The sequence below is a fragment of the Aestuariivirga sp. genome, from assembly GCF_041738905.1.
In the GTDB taxonomy this organism is placed as follows: domain Bacteria; phylum Pseudomonadota; class Alphaproteobacteria; order Rhizobiales; family Aestuariivirgaceae; genus Aestuariivirga.
In genome coordinates this window covers 93,612-113,095 of the sequence record NZ_JBGSOZ010000192.1, presented here as the reverse complement: position 1 = coordinate 113,095, position 19,484 = coordinate 93,612, and the positions used below count along the sequence as shown (strand labels likewise).

The 19,484-nt window shown below is 61.7% G+C and carries 21 protein-coding genes and 1 pseudogene; 12 read left to right on the top strand and 10 right to left on the bottom strand.

All coding sequences use genetic code 11. The annotated features are described in order from the left end of the window. Positions 1–56: 56 nt before the first annotated feature. The 3 genes from ACEW8Q_RS18620 to ACEW8Q_RS18610 all read right to left on the bottom strand — a co-directional run bounded on the left by ACEW8Q_RS18620 (position 57) and on the right by ACEW8Q_RS18610 (position 1,099). Positions 57–236 (bottom strand): DUF1328 domain-containing protein, encoded by a 180-nt coding sequence (locus ACEW8Q_RS18620; RefSeq protein ID WP_373505554.1) that lies wholly within the window; start codon positions 234–236, stop codon positions 57–59. Positions 237–331: 95 nt separating this feature from the next. After that, complete coding sequence (locus ACEW8Q_RS18615) at positions 332–922, bottom strand: sigma-70 family RNA polymerase sigma factor (protein ID WP_373505553.1); 591 nt, start codon at positions 920–922, stop codon at positions 332–334. A 3-nt stretch (positions 923–925) separates the two neighbouring features. Then, positions 926–1,099 (bottom strand): NepR family anti-sigma factor, encoded by a 174-nt coding sequence (locus ACEW8Q_RS18610; RefSeq protein WP_373505552.1) that lies wholly within the window; start codon positions 1,097–1,099, stop codon positions 926–928. A gap of 169 nt (positions 1,100–1,268) precedes the next feature. On the opposite strand from ACEW8Q_RS18610, the gene ACEW8Q_RS18605 reads away from it, so the two are divergent. Then, the gene (locus tag ACEW8Q_RS18605) at positions 1,269–2,063 is read left to right on the top strand and encodes a response regulator (RefSeq protein ID WP_373505551.1); all 795 of its coding nucleotides are present in this window, start codon (positions 1,269–1,271) and stop codon (positions 2,061–2,063) included. 53 nt (positions 2,064–2,116) lie between these two features. Then, positions 2,117–3,130, top strand: a complete 1,014-nt coding sequence (locus ACEW8Q_RS18600) for a diacylglycerol kinase family protein (RefSeq protein ID WP_373505550.1) — start codon at positions 2,117–2,119, stop codon at positions 3,128–3,130. A gap of 266 nt (positions 3,131–3,396) precedes the next feature. On the opposite strand, the gene ACEW8Q_RS18595 is transcribed toward ACEW8Q_RS18600, so the two are convergent. Next, complete coding sequence (locus ACEW8Q_RS18595; RefSeq protein ID WP_373505549.1) at positions 3,397–3,981, bottom strand: hypothetical protein; 585 nt, start codon at positions 3,979–3,981, stop codon at positions 3,397–3,399. On the opposite strand from ACEW8Q_RS18595, the gene otnI reads away from it, so the two are divergent. Continuing rightward, a complete protein-coding gene (gene otnI / locus ACEW8Q_RS18590; RefSeq protein WP_373505548.1) occupies positions 3,944–4,714 on the top strand; it encodes a 2-oxo-tetronate isomerase in 771 nt (256 codons plus the stop codon). The two genes, ACEW8Q_RS18595 and otnI, sit on opposite strands and share 38 nt — an antisense overlap. 51 nt (positions 4,715–4,765) lie before the next feature. Continuing rightward, positions 4,766–5,548, top strand: a complete 783-nt coding sequence (locus tag ACEW8Q_RS18585) for an Fpg/Nei family DNA glycosylase (protein WP_373505547.1) — start codon at positions 4,766–4,768, stop codon at positions 5,546–5,548. On the opposite strand, the gene ACEW8Q_RS18580 is transcribed toward ACEW8Q_RS18585, so the two are convergent. Together ACEW8Q_RS18580 and folE are read right to left on the bottom strand one after the other, a co-directional pair. After that, positions 5,545–5,973 (bottom strand): BLUF domain-containing protein, encoded by a 429-nt coding sequence (locus ACEW8Q_RS18580; RefSeq protein WP_373505546.1) that lies wholly within the window; start codon positions 5,971–5,973, stop codon positions 5,545–5,547. The genes ACEW8Q_RS18585 and ACEW8Q_RS18580 overlap by 4 nt on opposite strands. A 7-nt stretch (positions 5,974–5,980) precedes the next feature. Then, a complete protein-coding gene (folE, locus tag ACEW8Q_RS18575; protein WP_373505545.1) occupies positions 5,981–6,694 on the bottom strand; it encodes a GTP cyclohydrolase I in 714 nt (237 codons plus the stop codon). Between the two features lie 248 nt (positions 6,695–6,942). Here folE and ACEW8Q_RS18570 point away from each other — a divergent pair, with 248 nt between their 5' ends. From ACEW8Q_RS18570 to ACEW8Q_RS18545, 6 genes are all read left to right on the top strand, one after another. Beyond that, a complete protein-coding gene (locus ACEW8Q_RS18570) occupies positions 6,943–7,761 on the top strand; it encodes an SDR family NAD(P)-dependent oxidoreductase (protein ID WP_373505544.1) in 819 nt (272 codons plus the stop codon). Positions 7,762–7,799: 38 nt separating this feature from the next. Next, on the top strand, positions 7,800–9,143 hold the full coding sequence (locus ACEW8Q_RS18565; RefSeq protein WP_373505543.1) for an ABC transporter substrate-binding protein: 1,344 nt from the start codon (positions 7,800–7,802) through the stop codon (positions 9,141–9,143). 69 nt (positions 9,144–9,212) lie between these two features. Then, complete coding sequence (locus tag ACEW8Q_RS18560) at positions 9,213–10,085, top strand: carbohydrate ABC transporter permease (RefSeq protein ID WP_373505542.1); 873 nt, start codon at positions 9,213–9,215, stop codon at positions 10,083–10,085. After that, positions 10,082–10,912, top strand: a complete 831-nt coding sequence (locus ACEW8Q_RS18555) for a carbohydrate ABC transporter permease (RefSeq protein ID WP_373505541.1) — start codon at positions 10,082–10,084, stop codon at positions 10,910–10,912. The genes ACEW8Q_RS18560 and ACEW8Q_RS18555 overlap by 4 nt, the downstream gene beginning before the upstream one ends. Continuing rightward, positions 10,909–11,910, top strand: coding sequence for a hypothetical protein (locus tag ACEW8Q_RS18550; RefSeq protein WP_373505540.1), 1,002 nt, complete (start codon positions 10,909–10,911; stop codon positions 11,908–11,910). The genes ACEW8Q_RS18555 and ACEW8Q_RS18550 overlap by 4 nt, the downstream gene beginning before the upstream one ends. Before the next feature lie 8 nt (positions 11,911–11,918). After that, positions 11,919–13,094 (top strand): mandelate racemase/muconate lactonizing enzyme family protein, encoded by a 1,176-nt coding sequence (locus ACEW8Q_RS18545; protein WP_373505539.1) that lies wholly within the window; start codon positions 11,919–11,921, stop codon positions 13,092–13,094. Between the two features lie 18 nt (positions 13,095–13,112). Here the strand turns inward: ACEW8Q_RS18545 and ACEW8Q_RS18540 are convergent, their stop codons facing one another. The 4 genes from ACEW8Q_RS18540 to ACEW8Q_RS18525 form a co-directional block, all read right to left on the bottom strand. Next, on the bottom strand, positions 13,113–14,168 hold the full coding sequence (locus ACEW8Q_RS18540) for a lipocalin-like domain-containing protein (RefSeq protein WP_373505538.1): 1,056 nt from the start codon (positions 14,166–14,168) through the stop codon (positions 13,113–13,115). Then, positions 14,158–16,569: an ABC transporter permease gene (locus tag ACEW8Q_RS18535; protein WP_373505537.1), complete on the bottom strand. Its 2,412-nt coding sequence runs from the start codon at positions 16,567–16,569 to the stop codon at positions 14,158–14,160. The genes ACEW8Q_RS18540 and ACEW8Q_RS18535 overlap by 11 nt, the downstream gene beginning before the upstream one ends. Next, positions 16,569–17,225, bottom strand: coding sequence for an ABC transporter ATP-binding protein (locus ACEW8Q_RS18530; protein WP_373505536.1), 657 nt, complete (start codon positions 17,223–17,225; stop codon positions 16,569–16,571). The genes ACEW8Q_RS18535 and ACEW8Q_RS18530 overlap by 1 nt, the downstream gene beginning before the upstream one ends. Positions 17,226–17,297: 72 nt before the next feature. Continuing rightward, positions 17,298–18,065 (bottom strand): glutamine amidotransferase, encoded by a 768-nt coding sequence (locus ACEW8Q_RS18525; protein ID WP_373505535.1) that lies wholly within the window; start codon positions 18,063–18,065, stop codon positions 17,298–17,300. A gap of 145 nt (positions 18,066–18,210) precedes the next feature. On the opposite strand from ACEW8Q_RS18525, the gene ACEW8Q_RS18520 reads away from it, so the two are divergent. Together ACEW8Q_RS18520 and ACEW8Q_RS18515 are read left to right on the top strand one after the other, a co-directional pair. Next, positions 18,211–18,735 carry a 2,4'-dihydroxyacetophenone dioxygenase family protein gene (locus tag ACEW8Q_RS18520; protein ID WP_373505534.1) on the top strand — a complete coding sequence of 175 codons (525 nt, stop codon included), beginning with the start codon at positions 18,211–18,213 and terminating at the stop codon, positions 18,733–18,735. Positions 18,736–18,747: 12 nt separating this feature from the next. Then, a pseudogene (locus ACEW8Q_RS18515) lies at positions 18,748–19,483 on the top strand (SDR family NAD(P)-dependent oxidoreductase). The last annotated feature ends 1 nt before the right edge of the window (position 19,484 follow it).

The following is a 19,484-nucleotide window of genomic DNA, read 5'->3' as shown; positions in this document are numbered from 1 at the left end:
TTAAACAAGAAGCGCCGGTATATATCTCGGGGCGCTTCTTGTTTGCCTCTATCGCCTCAGGCCTTGCGAACCAGGCTGACGAGAAAGGAGATGACGGCAATCACGATCGCGACCCAGAAGACGATCCTGGCGCCTTCCATTGCAGTGCCGGCAACACCGCCAAAGCCCAGGAGCGCAGCCACGACGGCTACGATCAGAAAGATGATGGCCCAATGCAGGAGATTGGAAAAATTCATGTGGAGGAACTCCTTGATGTGGCGGAAGCTGCTGCATGCATGGGACAGGAACGCAGAAACCAGCCGCCCGGTTCCGTTGACCGGCCTCCTTTGAGTTACGTCTCCAGGGACTTCGACGCCAGCGCCGCCCTGACCTTCGGTTCGGGGCCAACGTCGGAAAGCTCGTTGAGATGGAGCAGTTCGGCGAGACGCCCGCGCGCCCGGTTGACCCGGCTCTTGATGGTACCAACGGCGACACCGCAGATCACGGCCGCTTCCTCGTAGGACAAGTCGCTTGCGCTCACCAGAAGCAGGGCCTCTCGCTGATCCACCGGCAGCCGCCGCAGGGCATTCTGCATGTCGCTCAGATCCATGTGCCCGTCCTGTTCGGGATGAACGCCGACATTGGCGGCCATGATGCCGTCCACATCCTCAACCTCGCGCTTGCGCTTGCGGTAAACGGTGTAGAACTCGTTCCGGAGGATCGTGAAGAGCCATGCCTTGAGCCTGGTTCCCGGCTCGAAGGTGCTGCGATTCGCCCAGGCCTTGAGAAGCGTTTCCTGAACCAGATCATCGGCGCGGTCGATCTTGCCCGTCAGCGATATCGCGAAGGCGCGCAAAGGGGGGATGAAGGCGATCAGGTCCTGCCTGAAATCCCCATCACTCATGGCAGCTCGGGTGCCCCCGTGCGATGCTGAATCAGTCATGCGTCACTCTGAACGCTCACCTGCCTTGTCAAGATCCTGCAGTAAATCCAGAAAGCGCTGTGGTACTTCCTGGCGCGAGATATCGTCGTAATAGGCCTTGAGCTTGCTGCTCACCGCTTCCTTGACCACCCGCTGTGCAGCCGAGGCGTTTGCTCTCTTTACCGTCTTTTCGATCATGATCCTGATTTCGTCCGCACCAACGGAGGTTCGAAAGCCTGAAATGCCTCACATGCGGAATTGTTCCCAACATTCACGGCAAAGATGGAACTGCGGCCTTCGCGGCGCATTATAGGGTCCTGACGATGACCAAGGGAGGGCCGTGGCGTCAAGCCATGCCAAACGACCGATGAGCCTATCCACACGTGTTGCGCCTCACCTGCCCTATCTCCGCCGGTTCGCCCGCGCATTGACTGGAACACAGGCCAGCGGGGATACCTATGTGGCCGCCGTTCTCGAGAGCCTGATCGCGGACCCGTCAATCCTCAGTCCGGTGAGCAATCCGAGGATCGCATTGTACCGGACACTTTGCACCTTCTGGGCTACCGTTCCGTTGAATGGCCAGGCCGAAGATGCACAGCCTGGCTGGGAGTCGACGGTGCAGGGGCGGCTCTCGCACATTCCCGGCCCAGCACGGCAGGCCTTCCTGCTATCGGCACTGGAGGGCTTCGACAGGCGCGACGTTGCCGAAATACTGTCTTGCAGCGATGCCGAAGTCGAGACGCTTTTCGATGATGCCAACCGGCAGATCACGGACATGATCGCCAGCGACATCCTGATCATCGAGGACGAGCCGCTGATTGCCCTCGACATCGAGGACACCATCACATCCCTCGGCCACCGCTCCGTAGGAATTGCACGCACACACAGGGAAGCCGTGCGATTGGCGCGGGACAAGCCGCCGCAGCTGGTCCTTTCCGACATCCAGTTGGCCGATGGAAGCTCCGGAATCGATGCCGTCAACGAGATCCTCCGCAGCTTCGATGTGCCTGTGATCTTCATCACCGCATTCCCCGAGAGGCTGCTGACCGGCGAACGCCCCGAGCCTGCTTTCCTCATCACCAAGCCATTTTCTCCCGACATGGTGAGGGCTCTGATCGCTCAGGCCCTGTTCTTCGATCTCCGCTCCAAGAAGGCCGCCTGACATCGCCTTTTGACTGCGAAGACCCGGTGGTTCCCGGCGGTCAGAGATGTTGAATGCCGGAAGCTTCATTGCGACATGATGAGGCGAGTTTCACCTTGGAACAGCAGATGGAGAAGGACGTGGACAGGATCGCGGCTGCCGGCGGCGAGGCGGCCATACTGATCAACAGCAAGTCCGGCACCGTCCGCAGCATGGGTGCGGAGGCAGCGGCCAGACTGGTCGAGAGCGAGATCGCAGACTGGCCGGGCGCCTGCGAGGTTCGCCTGATCGAAGGCTCGGAATTGGCCGATGCCGTCGCCGCGATCGTTGCGGGCGGCAAGGTCAGCCGGATCATCGTCGGCGGCGGCGACGGAACCGTGGCGAGCGTTGCCGGGCAACTTGCCGGAACCGGCATCGCGCTCGGCATTCTGCCCATGGGCACGATGAACCTGATGGCAAGGGCCCTGGGGATCGCCCCTGAACTCTCCGTAGCGCTCAGTCAGCTGAAAGATGCCAGCGCCCAGAACATCGACGCGGCGCGCGCTGGCGACAGACTGTTCCTGCATCATGTTTCATTCGGCATTCAACCGCGCATGGTGAGAATCCGCGAGAGATTGGGTTACAGTTCGCGATACACCAAGATGCTTTCCAGTGCCCGGGCCATGATCTCGGTGCTGTTCAAGAGCCAGTCACTCCGCTTCAAGATGAACCTCGATGGCCGGAGCCATGATCTCAAGGCACCAGCACTCATCGTCAGCAACAATATCTATGAGGACTCGGTCTGGCTGAAGCAGACACGCCTCGATGAAGGCCTTCTCGGCCTTTATGCCGTCAAGCCGATGTCGAAATTGGCGCTGCTGCGGCTGGCTCTCGACCTGCTCCGCGGGCGTTGGCGCGGCAATCTCAACATCGAGGAAAGCAAGGGGCGCCTCCTGATCATCGAGAAGCGCCGGAGACTTGGCGGCAAGAGCCGCGGCATTCTCGCCACCATCGATGGTGAACTTGTACTCTTTCAATCTCCCCTGGAGATCAGCATCCAACCGCACGTCCTGAAGGTCCTGGTGCCGGCGCAACACATTGAACCATAGAATCCGGAACTTCGTTGCCGGCCAAACGTTGTTGCAGGTCATTTCGCAAGATCGGAGACGTTTCTCATGGCAGACAATACCGACTCACGCTCTCGTACCAACGTACCGCGCACATTGTCATCAACTGCAGGATGGATTCTGGCCGCTGTTGCCGCCATCATCGCAATCGGTGGACTGTGGTACTACAATTCACGCCCAGGGGCTCCCTTGCCCACGGCAACCAACAACGTTGTGGTTGAGCCGCCTGCGGTGACCGCACCTGCAGATCAAGCACCTCCCCCCACCCCGTCTCCCCCGGCAACAACACCAGAACCAGCTCCTGCGACGGGTTCTGCTCCGGCGACAGGGTCTGCACCAGCTACAGGAACCGCGCCCTCAACCGGATCGGACTCGACAGCACCAGCCAACGGATCGAGCGGCGCTGCGCCCGCGAATCCGTAAGCTGGCAACTCAGCCCAGGCGCGGCGGAAGTTGCGCCTGGTGGTATGGGCGGCGTTGCATGCGGCTGCCTGAAACATCTGGGCGACCATACAATCGGTATAGCGCGAAAAGAGATTGTCTATCGCGCGCGACGCCACCCTTGCCGCATCGAGAGCCAAGACCGGCAAGGTCAGAATGCCGCCCCCCGCGACCTCACGCTCCACCGGCATCGCTTCCACCGCACCGCTTTCCTCAGTCAGCACAAGAAAGGACTTGAGAGTGCGCCGGGACGGGAAACAGATTATCTGCACCAGCTGGCCGGCGTTTAAGCCATTTCCTCTTTCACCCGGCTGGCGGTAGTCTGAGAGGCGAAACCGCCAACGAGGACCTACGATGCCGAAATTTGCCGCCAACCTGTCGATGATGTTCAACGATTGGGAATTCCTTGACCGGTTCGCGGCTGCGGCCGATGCCGGCTTCACGGCGGTAGAGTTCCTGTTTCCCTATGCCTATCCTGCAGACGCCATCGCCGCGCGCCTTGAGCGCCACGGCCTGGTTCAGGCTCTTTTCAACCTGCCTCCGGGAAACTGGGATGGAGGCGAGCGCGGGCTGGCAGCGCTTCCCAGCCGCAAGGATGATTTCAGCGCCTCGCTCGCGACAGCACTGCCCTATGCGGCGGCGACCGGCGTCAAGCGGCTGCACATGATGAGCGGACACGCAAGCCGGAGCGACGCTGCTGCCGTCTCTTCATACAAGGAGGCCATCCGGCTTGCCTGCGATGCCGCCGCGCCGCTGGGAATCGACATCCTGATCGAACCCATCAACGGGCGCGACATGGCGGGCTATTTCCTCAACGATTTCGGCTTCGCAGCCAATCTCATTGCCGAACTCGGCCTGCCGAACCTGAAACTGCAATATGACATCTATCATCGCCAGATCCTGCATGGCGACGTGATGAAGAGTCTCGAGGCGCTGATGCCGATCATCGGCCATGTGCAGACGGCCTCGGTGCCGAAGCGCAACGAACCCGGCACCGGGGAGCTCGACGATGCCCGCATCTTCCGGCATCTCGATGCGCTCGGTTATGAAGGCTATGTGGGATGCGAATACAGGCCTGCCGGCAAGACGCTCGATGGTCTGACATGGATGAAGGGCACAGCCTAGAGATCCGGCTCCGGGCCGCCTGCGTTGACGGCAGGCAAGAGGATTGCCGCAATGCCGGAAGGACATACCATTCACCGCGCCGCACTCGACCAGCGCCCGATGCTGGCCGATCAGAGGCTCAAGATCCTTTCACCGCAAGGGCGCTTCGCCGAAGGCGCCGCACGGATCGACGGCCAGACATGTACCGGCATCGAAGCGTTCGGAAAGCATCTGGTCTATCGTTTCGAGGGAGGTGACGCACTGCATGTCCACCTTGGGCTCTTTGGCATGTTCCGCGCGGCGAAGCTTCCCGCGCGCGCGCCCAAGGGGGCCGTCCGCGTGCGCATGATCAGCAGGACGCATGTGGTGGACATCAATGGGCCAAACACCTGCGAAGTGCTCGACGGCGCCGGGCTCGCCGCCCTCACCGGCCGGATCGGCCCCGACGTGTTGCGCAAGGATGCCGACCCGGACAAGGCCTGGACGCGGATCAGCCGCAGCCGCAGTTCTATCGGCCTGCTGCTCATGGACCAATCGGTAATCGCAGGGATCGGCAATATCTACCGCAGCGAAATCCTGTGGCGGCAAGGCATCGATCCGGAACTGCCGGGCAACCGCATTCCCCCCGAAGCATTTGATCGGATCTGGACCGATGCCGTTCACCTGCTGGGCATCGGCGTCAATGCCAATACGATCATCACTGTGGATGGCGTCAAGAAATCGAAAAGCCGCTACGGCGAGCGGGTCAATATCTTCGCCAAGGAGATCTGCCCGGCTTGTGCGTCAGCCATCAAGGCCTTCGAAATCGGCGGGCGCCGCGCCTTCGCCTGCGGCCGTTGTCAGACGTCAGCCTAGCCGACGCGGGTCGAGATCGCGGCGTTCTCCACCAGCTCGTCCAGAAGCGCCATGGTGGCATGGCCCGAGGCGACGAAAGGATTGAGCACGGCGCGCTCGTGATACTTCAGCAGCAGGCCGGGGTTGATCCGGTAGAGATCGACATGGCCCATGGTCCAGTTGCAGAACTTGCGTTCGCGGATTTCCTCGAAAACGAGAAGGCGGACATTGGCATGGCGGTCGTCGCGGACGATCGAATTGTAAAGCTCGCACACCTCGTCGCGACCGCCTTCGAGCACCTGAATGAACACGTCGGCGCTGTAGCAGAGAATGCCGGTAATGCCGTTGGCCGGATTGCGGGAGCGCGACTTCTCGAGGATGTCCTCGATCATCGCGGGCGAGAGTGCCGTTGCGGCACGGCTTGCATAGACACAGCGGACGAGCATTTCGACTTCAATCCTTGAGATTCACAAGCGAGAGGAATTCGCGCCTGAGCGATGCATTCTTGAGGAAGGATCCGCGCATGACGCTGTTGATCATCTTGGTGGCGGTGTCCTTCACGCCGCGCCAGTGCATGCAGAAGTGATCGGCCTCCATCACCACGGCAAGACCGTCTGGCGCCACCTTGTTCATCAGAAGATCCGCCACCTGGGTGATCGCCTCCTCCTGAATCTGCGGGCGCGACATGATCCACTCCGCAAGCCGGGAATACTTGGACAGTCCGATGAGATTGGAGTGCTCGTTCGGCAACAGGCCGATCCACAGGCGGCCCATGATGGGGCAGAAATGATGGCTGCAAGCACTCCTCACCGTGATCGGCCCGACGATCATCAGTTCGTTGAGGTACTCGGCGTTGGGAAACTCGGTGACCGGAGGCTGGGCGACATAGCGGCCGCGGAATACCTCGTTGAGGTACATCTTCGCAACGCGGCGGGCCGTGTCCTGGGTGTTATGGTCGTGCTCGATGTCGATGACGAGGCTTTCCAGCACGCCCTTCATCTTGCTCGCGACCTCTTCGAGAAGCGCTTCCATCTCGCCCGGCTCGAGGTAGGCAGCGATGTTGTCATTCGCATGAAAGCGCTTGTTCGCCTTTTCAATGCGCGCGCGGATGCGGGCCGACACAGGAAGGGCATCGCCGTCTTGCGTGGTTGCAGGTGTCTTGTCCATGGCCGTCCGTTCCGTCTGTCGAGTGGTCGTGATTAGCAGCAACGCGAGGTGCCGGCAATCAACTGGCACTGCGCCCTGTTACGCAAGTACACATGATACGGACCAGATGCAGCGGAGGCCCCGACCATCAAGTTCGATCGCGCCGTCATGCCGATATGCTTCCAGGCAGCAGCACACTCCTGTTCCTGGATGGTCTGGCACGCTTGACGCTGATTTGAACGAACCTATAGTGGTATCTGTTATATCAGTTGAGCATTGGTTGCATCGATCTCGACACGGGGGCGGAAGCGATGGGTATACTGGACGGCAAAGTCTGCCTCGTGACCGGTGCGGGCCAGGGTCTTGGCCGAGCCATCGCGCTTGAAATGTCAAAGGAGGGTGCCACCACCGTTCTCCTCGAACGCAATCCTGAAACGCTTCATGCCGTTGCCGCCGAAATTGCCGAGGAGGGTGGAAAAGTCTCGTCATTTGCGCTCGATGTCACGGACTATGAAGCATATGCCAACGCGGTCCGCGACATCATGGTCCGCCATGGGCGAATTGACGTTCTCGTCAACAATGCCGCGATCAACCCTGCAACGCGCAGCATCCTCGATGATACGCTGGAAGACTGGCGGCGCACCATCGGCATCAATCTCGAAGCTGTCTACATGGGGTCGAAACTCGTCGCGCCTCACATGGTGAAGCAGCGGAGCGGGCGAATCATCCACATCGCTTCGATCCAGGGTTTTGCATCGAGCGGCCTGTGCGGGTCTTACAACGCGGCCAAGGGCGCCATCATCGCCTACACAAAGTCGATGGCGGTGGAATTGGCGCCTCACAACATCCTCGTCAATTCCGTGGCACCGGGCTTCATGGTCACGCCGATGTCATTCGTGAACGGCGTCGACGAGACGACAACGCCGGAATTCGTCAAGTGGTACATCGACAAGCGCAAGATCCCGCTTGGACGCAGCGGCATGCCGGAGGACGTTTCGGGCAGCGTGGTGTTCCTCGCCTCGGACTATTGCCGTTACATGACCGGGCAATTGCTGGTTGTCGACGGCGGATTGATGAGCACGTTCTAACAAGAAAATACGGAAACAACAGGAAGGCAGACTGAACCATGAGCAACAAGACAATATCACGGCTCTCGCGCCGCGACTTCGTTCTCACCTCCGCCATGCTGGCGGGCGGAACGGCGCTTGGCGGTTTCGGAGGGAGCGCCCGCGCGCAGGCCAAGGAACTCGACATGTGGTGGTGGGGCGAGCAGGAATTGCCTGGCCTGCAGAAGTATCTCGATGCCTCGATCGCGGGTTACAAGGACGCGACGGTGAAGCCGATGCTGCAGGACACGGCTGTCGTGATCTCGCAGTTCCAGACTGCTGCCGCTGCCGGCAATGCGCCCGACGTCCAGTATCTCTGGAATGGCATCTATCACATGGAGAGCGTGTGGCTGGGCTATCTCAAGGGCCTCAAAGGCCTCATCAAGCCTGACATTCTCGCGGCGTCGAACCCCACGCAGCTCAGCCATTTCGGCGGCGACATCTATCGCACCGGCTGGTATCCGCTTCCGATGTTCTGGTGCTACAACAAGACCCTGTTCGAGAAGGCAGGGCTTGACCCCGAAGCACCTCCCAAGACATGGGACGAATTGCTGGCAGCCTGCGAAAAGCTCAAGACCGCCGGCATCGAGCCCCTGGGCGGCGGCATCCAGGATGGCTATTGGAGCGAATGGTACATCAGCCACTCGCTTCCCCAGCAGCTCGACACGCTGGGTGAAGCTGTCGAACTGTTCATCGGCGACAAGGACTTCAAGGACCCGAAATATCACCAGCATTGGGTGAAGCTCGAAGAACTGAAGACGCGCGGCTTCCTCAACAAGGACATGTCGTCGCTCGAACTCTATCCCGGCATCGATCTGGTCGTTGCGGGCAAGGTGGCGATCGGCCAGACTATCGGCACAAGGCTTCCTGCCGACAGCAAGGCGACAGGCGGCAAGATCGGCTACATGACCATGCCGGTGTTTGGCACCGGCAAGCTCGCGGGTGCTCCGATCGTGGACGTGCAGGGCCTCGGCATTTCGAGCAATGCCGAAGACCCGGCGGCGGCGGCGGCCTTCCTTGAATACCTGCAGTCTCCGGACCGGCTGAAGGCCTTCTGGGATGCGACCGGCTGGCTTCCCTCCAACACGACCTTCGATGCCAGCGTCATTCAAGACGCCTCGGTGCGGGGCCTGTGGGAGAACTGGGGCTTGAAGCCTAACATCTCGAACGTCACCAACCTCATGCCCGGCCAGTTCTATGAGCGCGCAGCCATTCCCACGGGACAGCAGATCGTGGCGGGATCGATGACAGGCGAGCAGGCGGGGGAACTTGCGGCCAACACTGCGAAGGAGTGGCGCGAATTCAACCCCGACATGGTCGAGAACTATCGCAAGTGGGTGACGGACCTGTCGTCGCCGACATGATGATCCGGGCCGGAGCGGGGAACAGCCCCTGCTCCGGCCCTTCTTCAATCTGATTGCGCCCGGAGGCACATGACGCCGACATCACGGCTGATGCCCTATCTTTATGTTGCGCCGCTGGTGGCCCTTCTGGCCTTCGTCTTCGGCTATCCCCTCGTCCGCATCTTCGAATTCAGCTTCAAGATGGTGCGCGGTATCGACGGGCCGTGGATCGGCTTGCGCAACTACAGGCTCATTCTCTCACAGTCCGTGTTCTGGGAATCGGTCCTGCACAACCTGCAGCTCCTGCTCGCGATCCCCGTGATGGTGGCGATCTCGCTCATCGTCTCGGTGCTGCTCTACGAGCGTGTGGCGGGCTGGAAGATCTACCGCATCATCGTTTTCGTGCCCTTCGTGCTGGCCATTCCCATCATCGCGGTGGTGATGAAGCGCATGTTCCAGTTTTCTGGCCCCGTGAACGAGGTCCTGCGCTGGCTCAGCCTCGACTTCCTGGCGCTCGACTGGATCGGATCGTCGGACGTGGCGCTCTGGACTGTGATGATCCTCATCATCTGGCGCGAGTCTGCGCTGGGGATCATCCTGTTTCTAGCAAGGCTGCTCAGCCTCGACGAAGCGATCATCGAATCCGCGCGGCTCGAAGGCGCCAACTGGTGGCAGCGGCTGTGGCACATCATCCTGCCGCAGATGCGGGGCGTCATCGAATTCTATGTGGTGGTCAGCATCATCACCATGCTCGCCTCGGTCTTTGCCTATGTCTATGTCATGGGCGGCGGACGCGGCGGGCCGGGCACATCCACCGAAGTGGTGGAGCTCTATATCTTCAACGCGTTGATCCGTGCCAGCCTGCCGGGCATCGCGTCCGCTGCATCGGTCATGCTGTTCCTCGTCACCGGCGTTCTCATCTTCCTGCTGTTCAAGGTGCGCCAGCGCTCGGAGGATGCATGAGCACGATCCTCTACCGGCCCGGAGACGTGTGGCGCCATGCCGTGCTACTTTTCTCCGCCTTCCTTGCTCTCGTCCCGACGCTTTACATGATCGTCACGGCACTGAAATCGGACGAGGAATACGCCATAGACAAGCTGGGCCTGCCCGACACGGTGGTTCTGGAGAATTTCCGCTCGGTGCTGGTCGACAGCCCGTTCCTCGGCTGGATGGTGAACAGCGGCATTCTGGTGGCGGGTGCGGTGTTGCTATCTACAACCGTCTCGGTACTGGCGGCCTATGCGATCGCCTGCATGGAGTTCAAGGGGCGCGATACCCTGCTCGCGGTCACCACCTCGCTCATGGCGGTGCCGCCGGTCGTGATGATCGTGCCACTCTTCGTGCTTTACACGAAGCTGGGTTTCGTCAGCACCTATCATGGCGCCATCATCATCTATGCGGGATTGATCACGCCCTTCTCGGTCTATCTCCTCACCACGTTTTTCCGAAACGTGCCGCGCGAACTGTTCGAGGCGGCGCGGATGGATGGTGCCGGCCCCTTCATGATCCTGCTTCAGGTGGTGCTTCCGCTTTCGGTCCCTGCCCTACTCACGCTCGTGGTCGTCAATTCGCTCTTTGTTTGGAACGACCTGCTCATCGCCATCATCTTCCTGCAGAGCGATGCAAAGCGGACACTCATGGCGGGCATCAGCGTATTCCAGGGCCGCTACAACAATCAGGTGCCGCTCACCATGGCGGGCATGGTCATCGCCAGCGCGCCGATGTTCCTTCTCTATGTCCTGTTCCAGAAGCACTTCATTCGCGGGCTGATGTCGGGCGCGGTCAAGTGAGTCTCGTTTCCCTCACCAGTTCCGATCTCGAAGTGACGGTGAATCCGGAAGTGGGCGGCACCATCATTCAGGTGAGGCATCGCGGGCTGGGGCTATCCGTGCTCGGCACGGTGCCGTGGAACACGATCGATGCGCCCATCGCCAGCCTCGCCGCGTGCGACGAGCCCAAATGGTTGACGCGTTACACCGGCGGCTGGCCCTTGCTGTTTCCCAATGGCGGCGATGCCTGCACGGTCGATGGCGTGTTCCATGGCTTTCATGGCGAGGCCTCCATTTCGCCCTGGGAGGTGGAGCAGGACGGGGAGAGGCTTCGGCTGTCGCGGCGGTTCAAGACGGTTGCAGCGCGCATGGTTCGCGAGATCAGCTTGTCCGGGCAAACGCTCATCATGCGCGAGCGCCTGACCTATGATGGTGACGGACCCGTTGATGTGATGTGGGGGCATCACCCCACGTTCGGCAGCGATCTGCTATCAGGCGAATTCGAGATCACAACGGGCGCGCGGCGCGCCACGGTTGAAGCGACATATGATCCGCCCGCCAATCCCTTGCGTGCTGGCGCGCAAGGTTCATGGCCGGAACTGCCGGGCAAGTCGGGAACTGTCGATATGAGCAAACCCTCTTCGCCTTGGGCTTCGCTTACTTATCTCGATCGCTTCGACCGCTATTGGGCGGCTATCCGCCGTCTCGACAATGCGGTCGCCGCCATTCTCAGCTGGGACGGTGACCGCTTTCCCTTTGCGTGGCTGTGGTACGAGCTGGAAGCCAACATTGATGAACCATGGAAGGGCCGCACGCGGCTCATCGGCATCGAACCCAACACCACGCCGTCGGGCCTTGGCCTGGCGGATGCATTGCGGCGCGGTTTGCCCGTGCTGCGGCTCTCACCTTACACGGAGTATGAATCCGAACTCCGCCTTCACGTCTTCAAGCCCCAAGGTCCGATCTTGCAATTGCCGGCAGGCCTTGGCATCAGCAACAGCACAATTCCTCAGCAGTGAGTTCAGCCATGAGCATCGAAGCCGTCGACTTCTTCTATCTCTCCATGCCGCAGGTCGAGGACATCGGCGATGGCAGCCAGGATGCGCTGGTCGTGCGCGTGGTCGCAGATGGCGTCGAAGGCTGGGGCGAATGCGAGGCTTCGCCGCTGGTGTCCGTCGCCGCTTATATCACACCCATGTCGCATGGCGCCTGCAAGCCACTGCGGGACGTGGTGCTGGGCAAGAGGCTTGAGGATGCGACCGACATTGCGGCTCTCGCTGCCGCCGTCGAGATGGAATGCATGGACCTGTTGCAGGCTGCGCACACGTTCTCTGGCATCGAGATGGCCTTGTGGGATGTGCTGGGCAAGAAGCGCAACGCACCCGTCTATGAATTGCTCGGCTACACGGCGGCCTATCCGAAACTCCCCTATGCCTCCCAGCTCTTTGGCGACACGCCGACGGAGACTCTCGCCGGATGCCGCAAGGCGCGCGAGCGCGGCTTCCGTGCGGTGAAATGCGGCTGGGGGCCGTTCGGCCGCGGTTCGCTCAATGACGACCGCGAGCATTTGCAGGCGGCACGCGAGGGGATCGGCGCGGACGGCACGTTGCTGGTCGACGCCGGGCAGATCTTCCGCGAGGATGTCGAGGCGGCGGCACGGCGCATTCCGCTGCTCGAAGAGGTCAACACTGTGTGGTTCGAGGAGCCGTTCCTCGGCGGCGCCTATGGCGCCTATGCAGCGCTCAGTGCGCGCAGCGGGAACGTGAAGCTGGCGGGCGGCGAGGCCTCACACAACTTTCACATGGCCCAGCAGTTGATCGACTACGGCAAGGTTGGCTATGTGCAGATCGATTGCGGCCGCATCGGCGGCATCGGTCCCGCAAAGCGCGCGGCGGATTATGCGGTGGAGCGTGGCGTCACCTATGTGAACCACACGTTCACGTCGCACCTCGCGCTCTGCGCATCGCTCCAGCCCTTTGCGGGCCTCAAGGATCATGTGATCTGCGAGTTCCCCTTCGCGCCCAAATCGGTGGCGTGGGACATGAGCGAAACACACCTCATGCCCGATGCCAATGGCGAAGTGAAAATCCCAGCGGCACCTGGCCTCGGCGTCACCATGAGCGCCGCCGGGATGCGGAAGTATCTCGTGGAGATGGAGATCAGCGTGAAGGGCAAGACGCTCTACCGCACGCCGAAGCTTTAACAGGGACGACAGACGGCGCTACTCGTAGCCGGTCATCTCGACATAGCCACGCCCGGCATGAGTGCCCTCGATGCGGACGGGTCCTTCCCAATAGGACACTTGCGTGTCCATCCATGAATTGGGGTTGAGGGCCCGCGTGGACACGTCGAGCTTCTTGTCCGGCAGTTTCACCTGCCAGCGCACCGGCAAGCTGCGGCCGGCCACCTCCGCGAATTCGAGCGGCGTCACCTGCAGCGCTCCCGGCGCTTGTGGCTCGGCGCGGCCATCGGCGTTGATCCAGGTGGCGGAGGTGAAGCCGCCTGCACTGTCTCTCAGCCGGAAGCCCATCAGTTTTTCCCCGCTGTCGAAGTGGAAGGAAAACCAGTCCCAGCCGGTCTGGTCGGCGCCCAGGGGCTGTGAAGACCATTCATGGTCGAACCATGCCTTGCCGGTTACTGCGACGTCGCCTTCGAGCAGTTTCAAGGTGCCAGCGACCTCGTAGAAAGGCTGCGAATAATAATAGCTGGCTTGCCCCTCAGCAGACTTGACCGAATAGCCCCGGTCTCCCTGAAGAACGAGCGGGCCCATGGCGTCAAGCTTCAGGGTGAAGCTGAAATCCTGACCCGAAGCACCAAGGTCAATCGAAGACAAGGAGTCCGCACTCGCTACGGCGCGTGAGGTCATGTGCCAGTCGTCGATCGTCGCTGCGAAGGGCTGCTCAACGACGCCCGCCTGCCCGATGCCGCCACGCGACAGCCGCTCTGCGGAGCGGTGCTTTTCTGCCGAGGTCAGCGCGGCATGTCCCATCCAGAGCTGCGGGCTCTGCCAGCCTTGTCCCTCGCTGGGTGCGAGTGCCGATCGGAACAGCGTCCATTGCACGCCATAATCCGTACCATCTGCGGCTTCGAGATTGGCGGTCAGGTACCACCACTCGATGCGGAAGTCAGGGTGCGCGCCATGATCACGCGGGAAGACAAGTTCCGTTCCGGCCTGGGGCACTGAAAATCCCTCGGCATCCTCGCCCATTCCGGCGAAGCCCTGCGCAAGCGCTGGCGTCGAGAGTGCGAGAAACAGCAGAAGCGCCTCAGCTTTCATTGGCAAAGACCTTAAGCAATTGCGCCGGAGGAATGCGCGCCAGCCGCAGCGCCGGGACAGCCGCGGCAACGCCCGCCGCCAGAAGCGCGAAGATCGCGAGCCTCACCCAGTCGAGTGGAAACAGGTGAAGCGGCAAGCGCCATCCGAAGGCCTCGACATTCACCACTGCCAGCAGCATCCAGGACAAGCCGATACCGACGGGAATGGCGACAATCATGGTGAGAGCCGCCAGTGCAATGCTCCTGAGAAGCTCCAGACCTGCAAGGTGCCGGCGTGTGAGGCCCATGGCCCAGACCGGAGCGAGTTGCGGCAATCGCATGCCGGACAATGTGAGAAGGCTGGCGAAGATGGCCAGCGCCGCCACGCCGAGAGTGAGCACATTCAGCGCTGCAGTCACCGCAAAGGTTCGGTCAAAGATCCGCAGCGAGAATGACTTGACAGACGCCTGGTCGATGACGTTCTCGAGTGGAAGCGCGAAAGCAGTACGAAGGTCATCGGCAAGTCTGGCAGCTTTCGCAGGATCGATGCGAACCGCATAACGCAGCCGGTTCGCATCGGGGAAGTTTTTCACCAGCAGATCATTCGAGACAATGACCTGCCCCTTGGGGTTTCCATAGTCGGAGAAAATTCCGGCAACCGGCAGCGACAGACCATTGGACAGAGCTACGGGGTCTCCAAGGCCAAGTCCCGACCGCCGCGCGAGTTGCTCGTTGAGCAACACCGCCTCACTCGCGGCGATCCTGTCCCAAACGTCAGGCACTTGCGCCAACATGGGCCAGTTATCGCGATAGGTAGCGTGGTCGACGATGCCAAAGACCTGAACCGGTTGTCCTTCGACGCGTGTTTCGGCATTCCAGATTGGCAACACCGCATCGCTTCTCGGCACGAGCCAGTCCCGCATGGCTTGCGCCTCATCCTGGTTTCTGGCCGTGACATAGAGTTCGGATGCGAGCCGCTGATCGAGCCAGCCTGTGAAGGTCAGCCGGAAGCTTGAAACCATCGTGCCCACGCCTGCATTGGCCGAGAGTGCCAACAGGAGCGCCATCAAAGCAAGCGACAGGCCCGGAAGCTGCTGTCGCGTGTCAGCCCAGAACCACTGGGCCAGCACGCTCCGCGCAGTCCGGGAGCCAAGTTTCAACAAACTTGACAGCAGTGGCGGAAGGAGAAGCGCTGAACCGAGCAGAAGGGCCGCCAGCGCAGCAAAGCCAGCAACGAGCCCCGAGCCAACTTGCGTCAGGGCGCCGGTCACAACCATGAGCGCAATGCCACTCAACGCCTGAAGCCGCATGGCCCTTTCGGATGCCAGTCCCCAGGCGCGGGGGCGCGCGGGCGCCAGCAGTGGCATGTTCCACAACCGCCACAATCCGCCTGCCGCCGAAACCATCGTACCCGCCACGGCAATTGCAATACCGGCAAGCCAGACCGATGGCCTGATGGTCAGCGTTCCTGGCACTTCCGCGCCATAGAGTCCGCGAAGGCTCGCGGCGACATCGGGCAGCAATGCCCATGCCACGCCATAGCCAAGTGCAACGCCTGCGAGGCCGGAGAACAGGGCAAAAGCCATGAGTTCGGCCGCCAGAAGAATGACGAGACTGCGAAGCGGCAGCCCCAGTGCCCTCAGTGTACGGAACACCGCGCGGCGCTGCTCGAAGGCGAGGCCGATGGCCGAATGCACGATGAAGATGCCGACAGCGAAGGCGAGAAAGCCGAAGGCGGTGAGATTGAGATGGAAACTGTCGGTCAGCCGCGACAGATCGCTTTCAACGGCGGGCTGGCGGCGAATGAGGCCGGGGGCTGTCTCCTCCAACGGCTTTGCCGAAGCGGGCTGCGTAGGCCAGAGCAAAAGGCGCGACACTTGCCCCTCGACCTCGAGCAAGGACTGCGCGATGCCGATGTCGGTCATCGCGGTTCCCGGCGGCAGAGTGTCCACCACGGCCACCGGCGGCAGGGCGGCGCCTTCCAGCCTCTGCGCGGTTTCCGGCGAGGTGACGAGAATGCCGGGCGGCGTGATGAAATTCTTCAGGCCAATGCCGGCGCCCATCACATCCACCTGACGGGCCTGCGGCGGAAGCGTCAGGGGATCGATGCCGATGATGCGGATGCGCTCGCCTCCAATGCGCTTCTCGCCCTCGATGATGGGAGAAACGAGCCAGCCGGCGCGGCGGAGATCGACATAGATCTGCTGGCTGAAACGGCTGCCATCGGACTGCACCAGACTTTCGAGACGGTCCTGCCCCACCACGGCAGCGGCGCGGGCATAGCTTGCGCGGGCTTCCCCATTGATCGCCTGCACGGCGGACCACAGGGCGGTGGCAAGCGCCAGCCCCAGAAGCAGCATGATGAGCTGGAGCGGCTTTCGCCGCCAATGAGATAGGAGGACGATGAAACTTTCGCGTATCATCAGGCTAACTTGCCGCCGGTCAGATGGAATCGCCTGCCGAAGCGCGCCGCGAGCCGGGCCGAGTGCGTGACCATCAGGAGAGCCGCACCCGTCTCCGCCTGAAGGCCCAGCATCAAGTCAAGGACCGCGTCGCCCGTCGCCTCGTCGAGATTGCCGGTCGGTTCGTCGGCCAGGATTATCTTCGGCCGCGCCGCCAATGTCCGGCCGATTGCCACCCGTTGCTGCTGCCCGCCTGAAAGCTGCTCAGGGTAGCGCTTGAGAAGTTGGGAGAGCCCAAGCCGTTCGGCCAGCATGGCTGCCCACCTTTCATCATGGCGCCCGGCGAGCCGCGCCTGAAAGGCCAGGTTCGCCGCCACGTCGAGCGACGGAATCAGATTGAACTGCTGGAACACCAGACCGACCGTGCCGCGGCGGAGTTCAGCCAGTTGCTGATCGTCCATCCCGGCGATGTCACGGCCGTCAAGGTGAACCGTGCCACTGTCCGCCGTATCGAGCCCGCCCACGATGTGGAGAAGCGTGCTCTTGCCGCTGCCGGATTCGCCCGTGAGCGCGGCATTCTCGCCGGCATCCAGCGACAGGCTGACGCCGCGCAGAACCTGGATCGGCCCTTCGCTCGTGGTGTAGGACTTGCTGACGTCTTTAAGGGCAAGAAGCATTCCGGCAGCCGCGTTCCAATCCATATCGCCTGGCAGATATACGCAGGACTTCAGCCGTTGTATCGGCTGCGCTCAGCGTCCTGCCGTCATCCAGCCCAGCATCTGGAGCCACAGGCGGCGATAACCGTTCCATGCGCAGAACTCGGGCGAGAGCCAATGCGGGCCGATGTCGGAGGTCCATGCGACGGTGCGCCCATTGCCATAGGTACCAGCCACCAGCAGAGGGTGGCCGCCCTGATCGGCAGGAAGTGTCGCTATGATGTCAGCGTCCGGCTTGGGCTTCACTTCATTGACGCCCAGCACAAAGGGCCAGGGTCCCTCGATCCCCGACACGATGGGGTGCTGGGGCAGCTTCACCTCGGCAATTGCACCCTCCGGCATCTCCACGCGGTCGTCATAGGGAAGGCATTCGACGGGGAGCACCTCTTCCACGGCCGTCGCGCGCCAACGCGCCCGTCCATCGATGCCCTGGAAGCTCAGGTAGCCGCCGATCATGGCGAGGCTGCCGCCCTGCCCCACCCATTCGCGCATCAGCTTCAGGCGGTTGGGAAAGGTCTTCGACCGCAGCCAGACATCAGGGTGAAGTAGGATCGAGTTGGCGCCGATGTCGGAGAGCAGAACCGCGTCATAGGCGGAAAGCGCCTCCTTCGCGGCGGGAAACTTCTCGGGTGCCTCATGGCCCGTCATGTAGGTGAGGTCGAAGGGGCTGTCCTTCAGCGCGGCCACCAGAGGCTCGGCGCCGAGATGGAATGTCACGCTGTTGAAATGGTCGAAGCCCTTGTAGTGGGTGGCGGATGAAATCCAGCTTTCACCGACTAGCAGCACTTTCTTTTTTGACATGGTCCGTCACCTTGTTTCGTTCGCGCGGCGGAATCTAGCAGTCCACGGCCCGTAGGCCAGAGGAAAGTCGGAAGCGGCCCTGTGTCACTGGCATCCCGCGTGCCGTGAAGCTATCGTGCCTTCTGATATATGATGGAGACAGACGATGCCCGCGGCCCCCGACGACCACGCGAGAATGCCCTTCCAGCTTCCCTTTCCGAAAGATGCGCTGAGCGAGATCGTTGTACCGGATGCCGTTCCGCAGGATGACAGGCTCTGGGTGCCGCAAGCCGAAAATGTCTGGTTCCGTCCGCTCTGCCTCAACCGCAGCCAGGGCTACTGGATGAACCTCCTCAAGGTGCGGAAGGCCGGCGTGCTGTCCCGTCATCGGCATCCGCAGTCGGTTCATGGGCTCGTCCTCAAGGGGCGCTGGCACTATCTCGAGCATGACTGGGTTGCGACCGAAGGCAGCTATGTGTTCGAGCCGCCAGGTGAAACCCACACGCTCGTGGTGCCGGAGGATGTCGAGGAGATGATCACTTTCTTCCAGGTGAACGGCATCATGTACTATGTCGACCCTTGGGGAAAAAATCTCGGCTTCGAGGACGTGTTCACCAAGATAGACATGTGCCGCGCGCATTTCGAGAAGGTCGGTCTTGGAGCCGATTTCGTCGACCAATTCATCCGCTGACGGAGCATCTTGATGGGTTTCTGGCCGAAGGAGTGTTTTGCGGGGCGGCAAGTCCTTGTCACCGGCGGAACCTCCGGCATAGGTGCCGCCATCGCCAGGGCCTTTCTCCTGGAGGGTGCATCGGTGCTTGTGACGGGCGCAACGGAGGCAGAGGTCACGCAAGCCCGCGATGCCCTGCCCGGTCAAATGGCGAAAGTGCTCGACGTCCGCGATGGCGCGGCCGTGACGTCGCTCGTCGGCTCCTTCGCATCACTCCATCATGTGGTGAACTGTGCCGGCGTCATCCGGCGGGGCATGGAGCATGATCCGGACGCATTCGCCGATGTCATCGACATCAACCTGACGGGAACCATGCGCGTGTGCGCGGCGGCGCGCCCCCCTGCTGAAGGAGCATGGAGGCACCATCGTCAACACGGCCTCGATGCTGAGCTTCTTTGGCGGCGGGCTTGTGCCCGGCTACTCGGCCTCCAAGGGCGGCGTCGCACAGCTCACCAAGTCTCTCGCCATTGCCTATGCGGAGGACGGAATTCGCGTGAATGCCATTGCGCCCGGATGGATCGCCACGCCGCTGACCAAGGCATTGCGGGAGAATGAGGAGCGGAGTGCGGCCATCCTGTCGCGCACGCCGCTGAAACGCTGGGGCACGCCGGAAGACCTCGCGGGCGGCGTGCTCTACCTGTCGTCCCCCATCGCCAGTTTCGTCACCGGCACGGTGCTCGCCATCGATGGCGGATACCTGGTTACCTGAA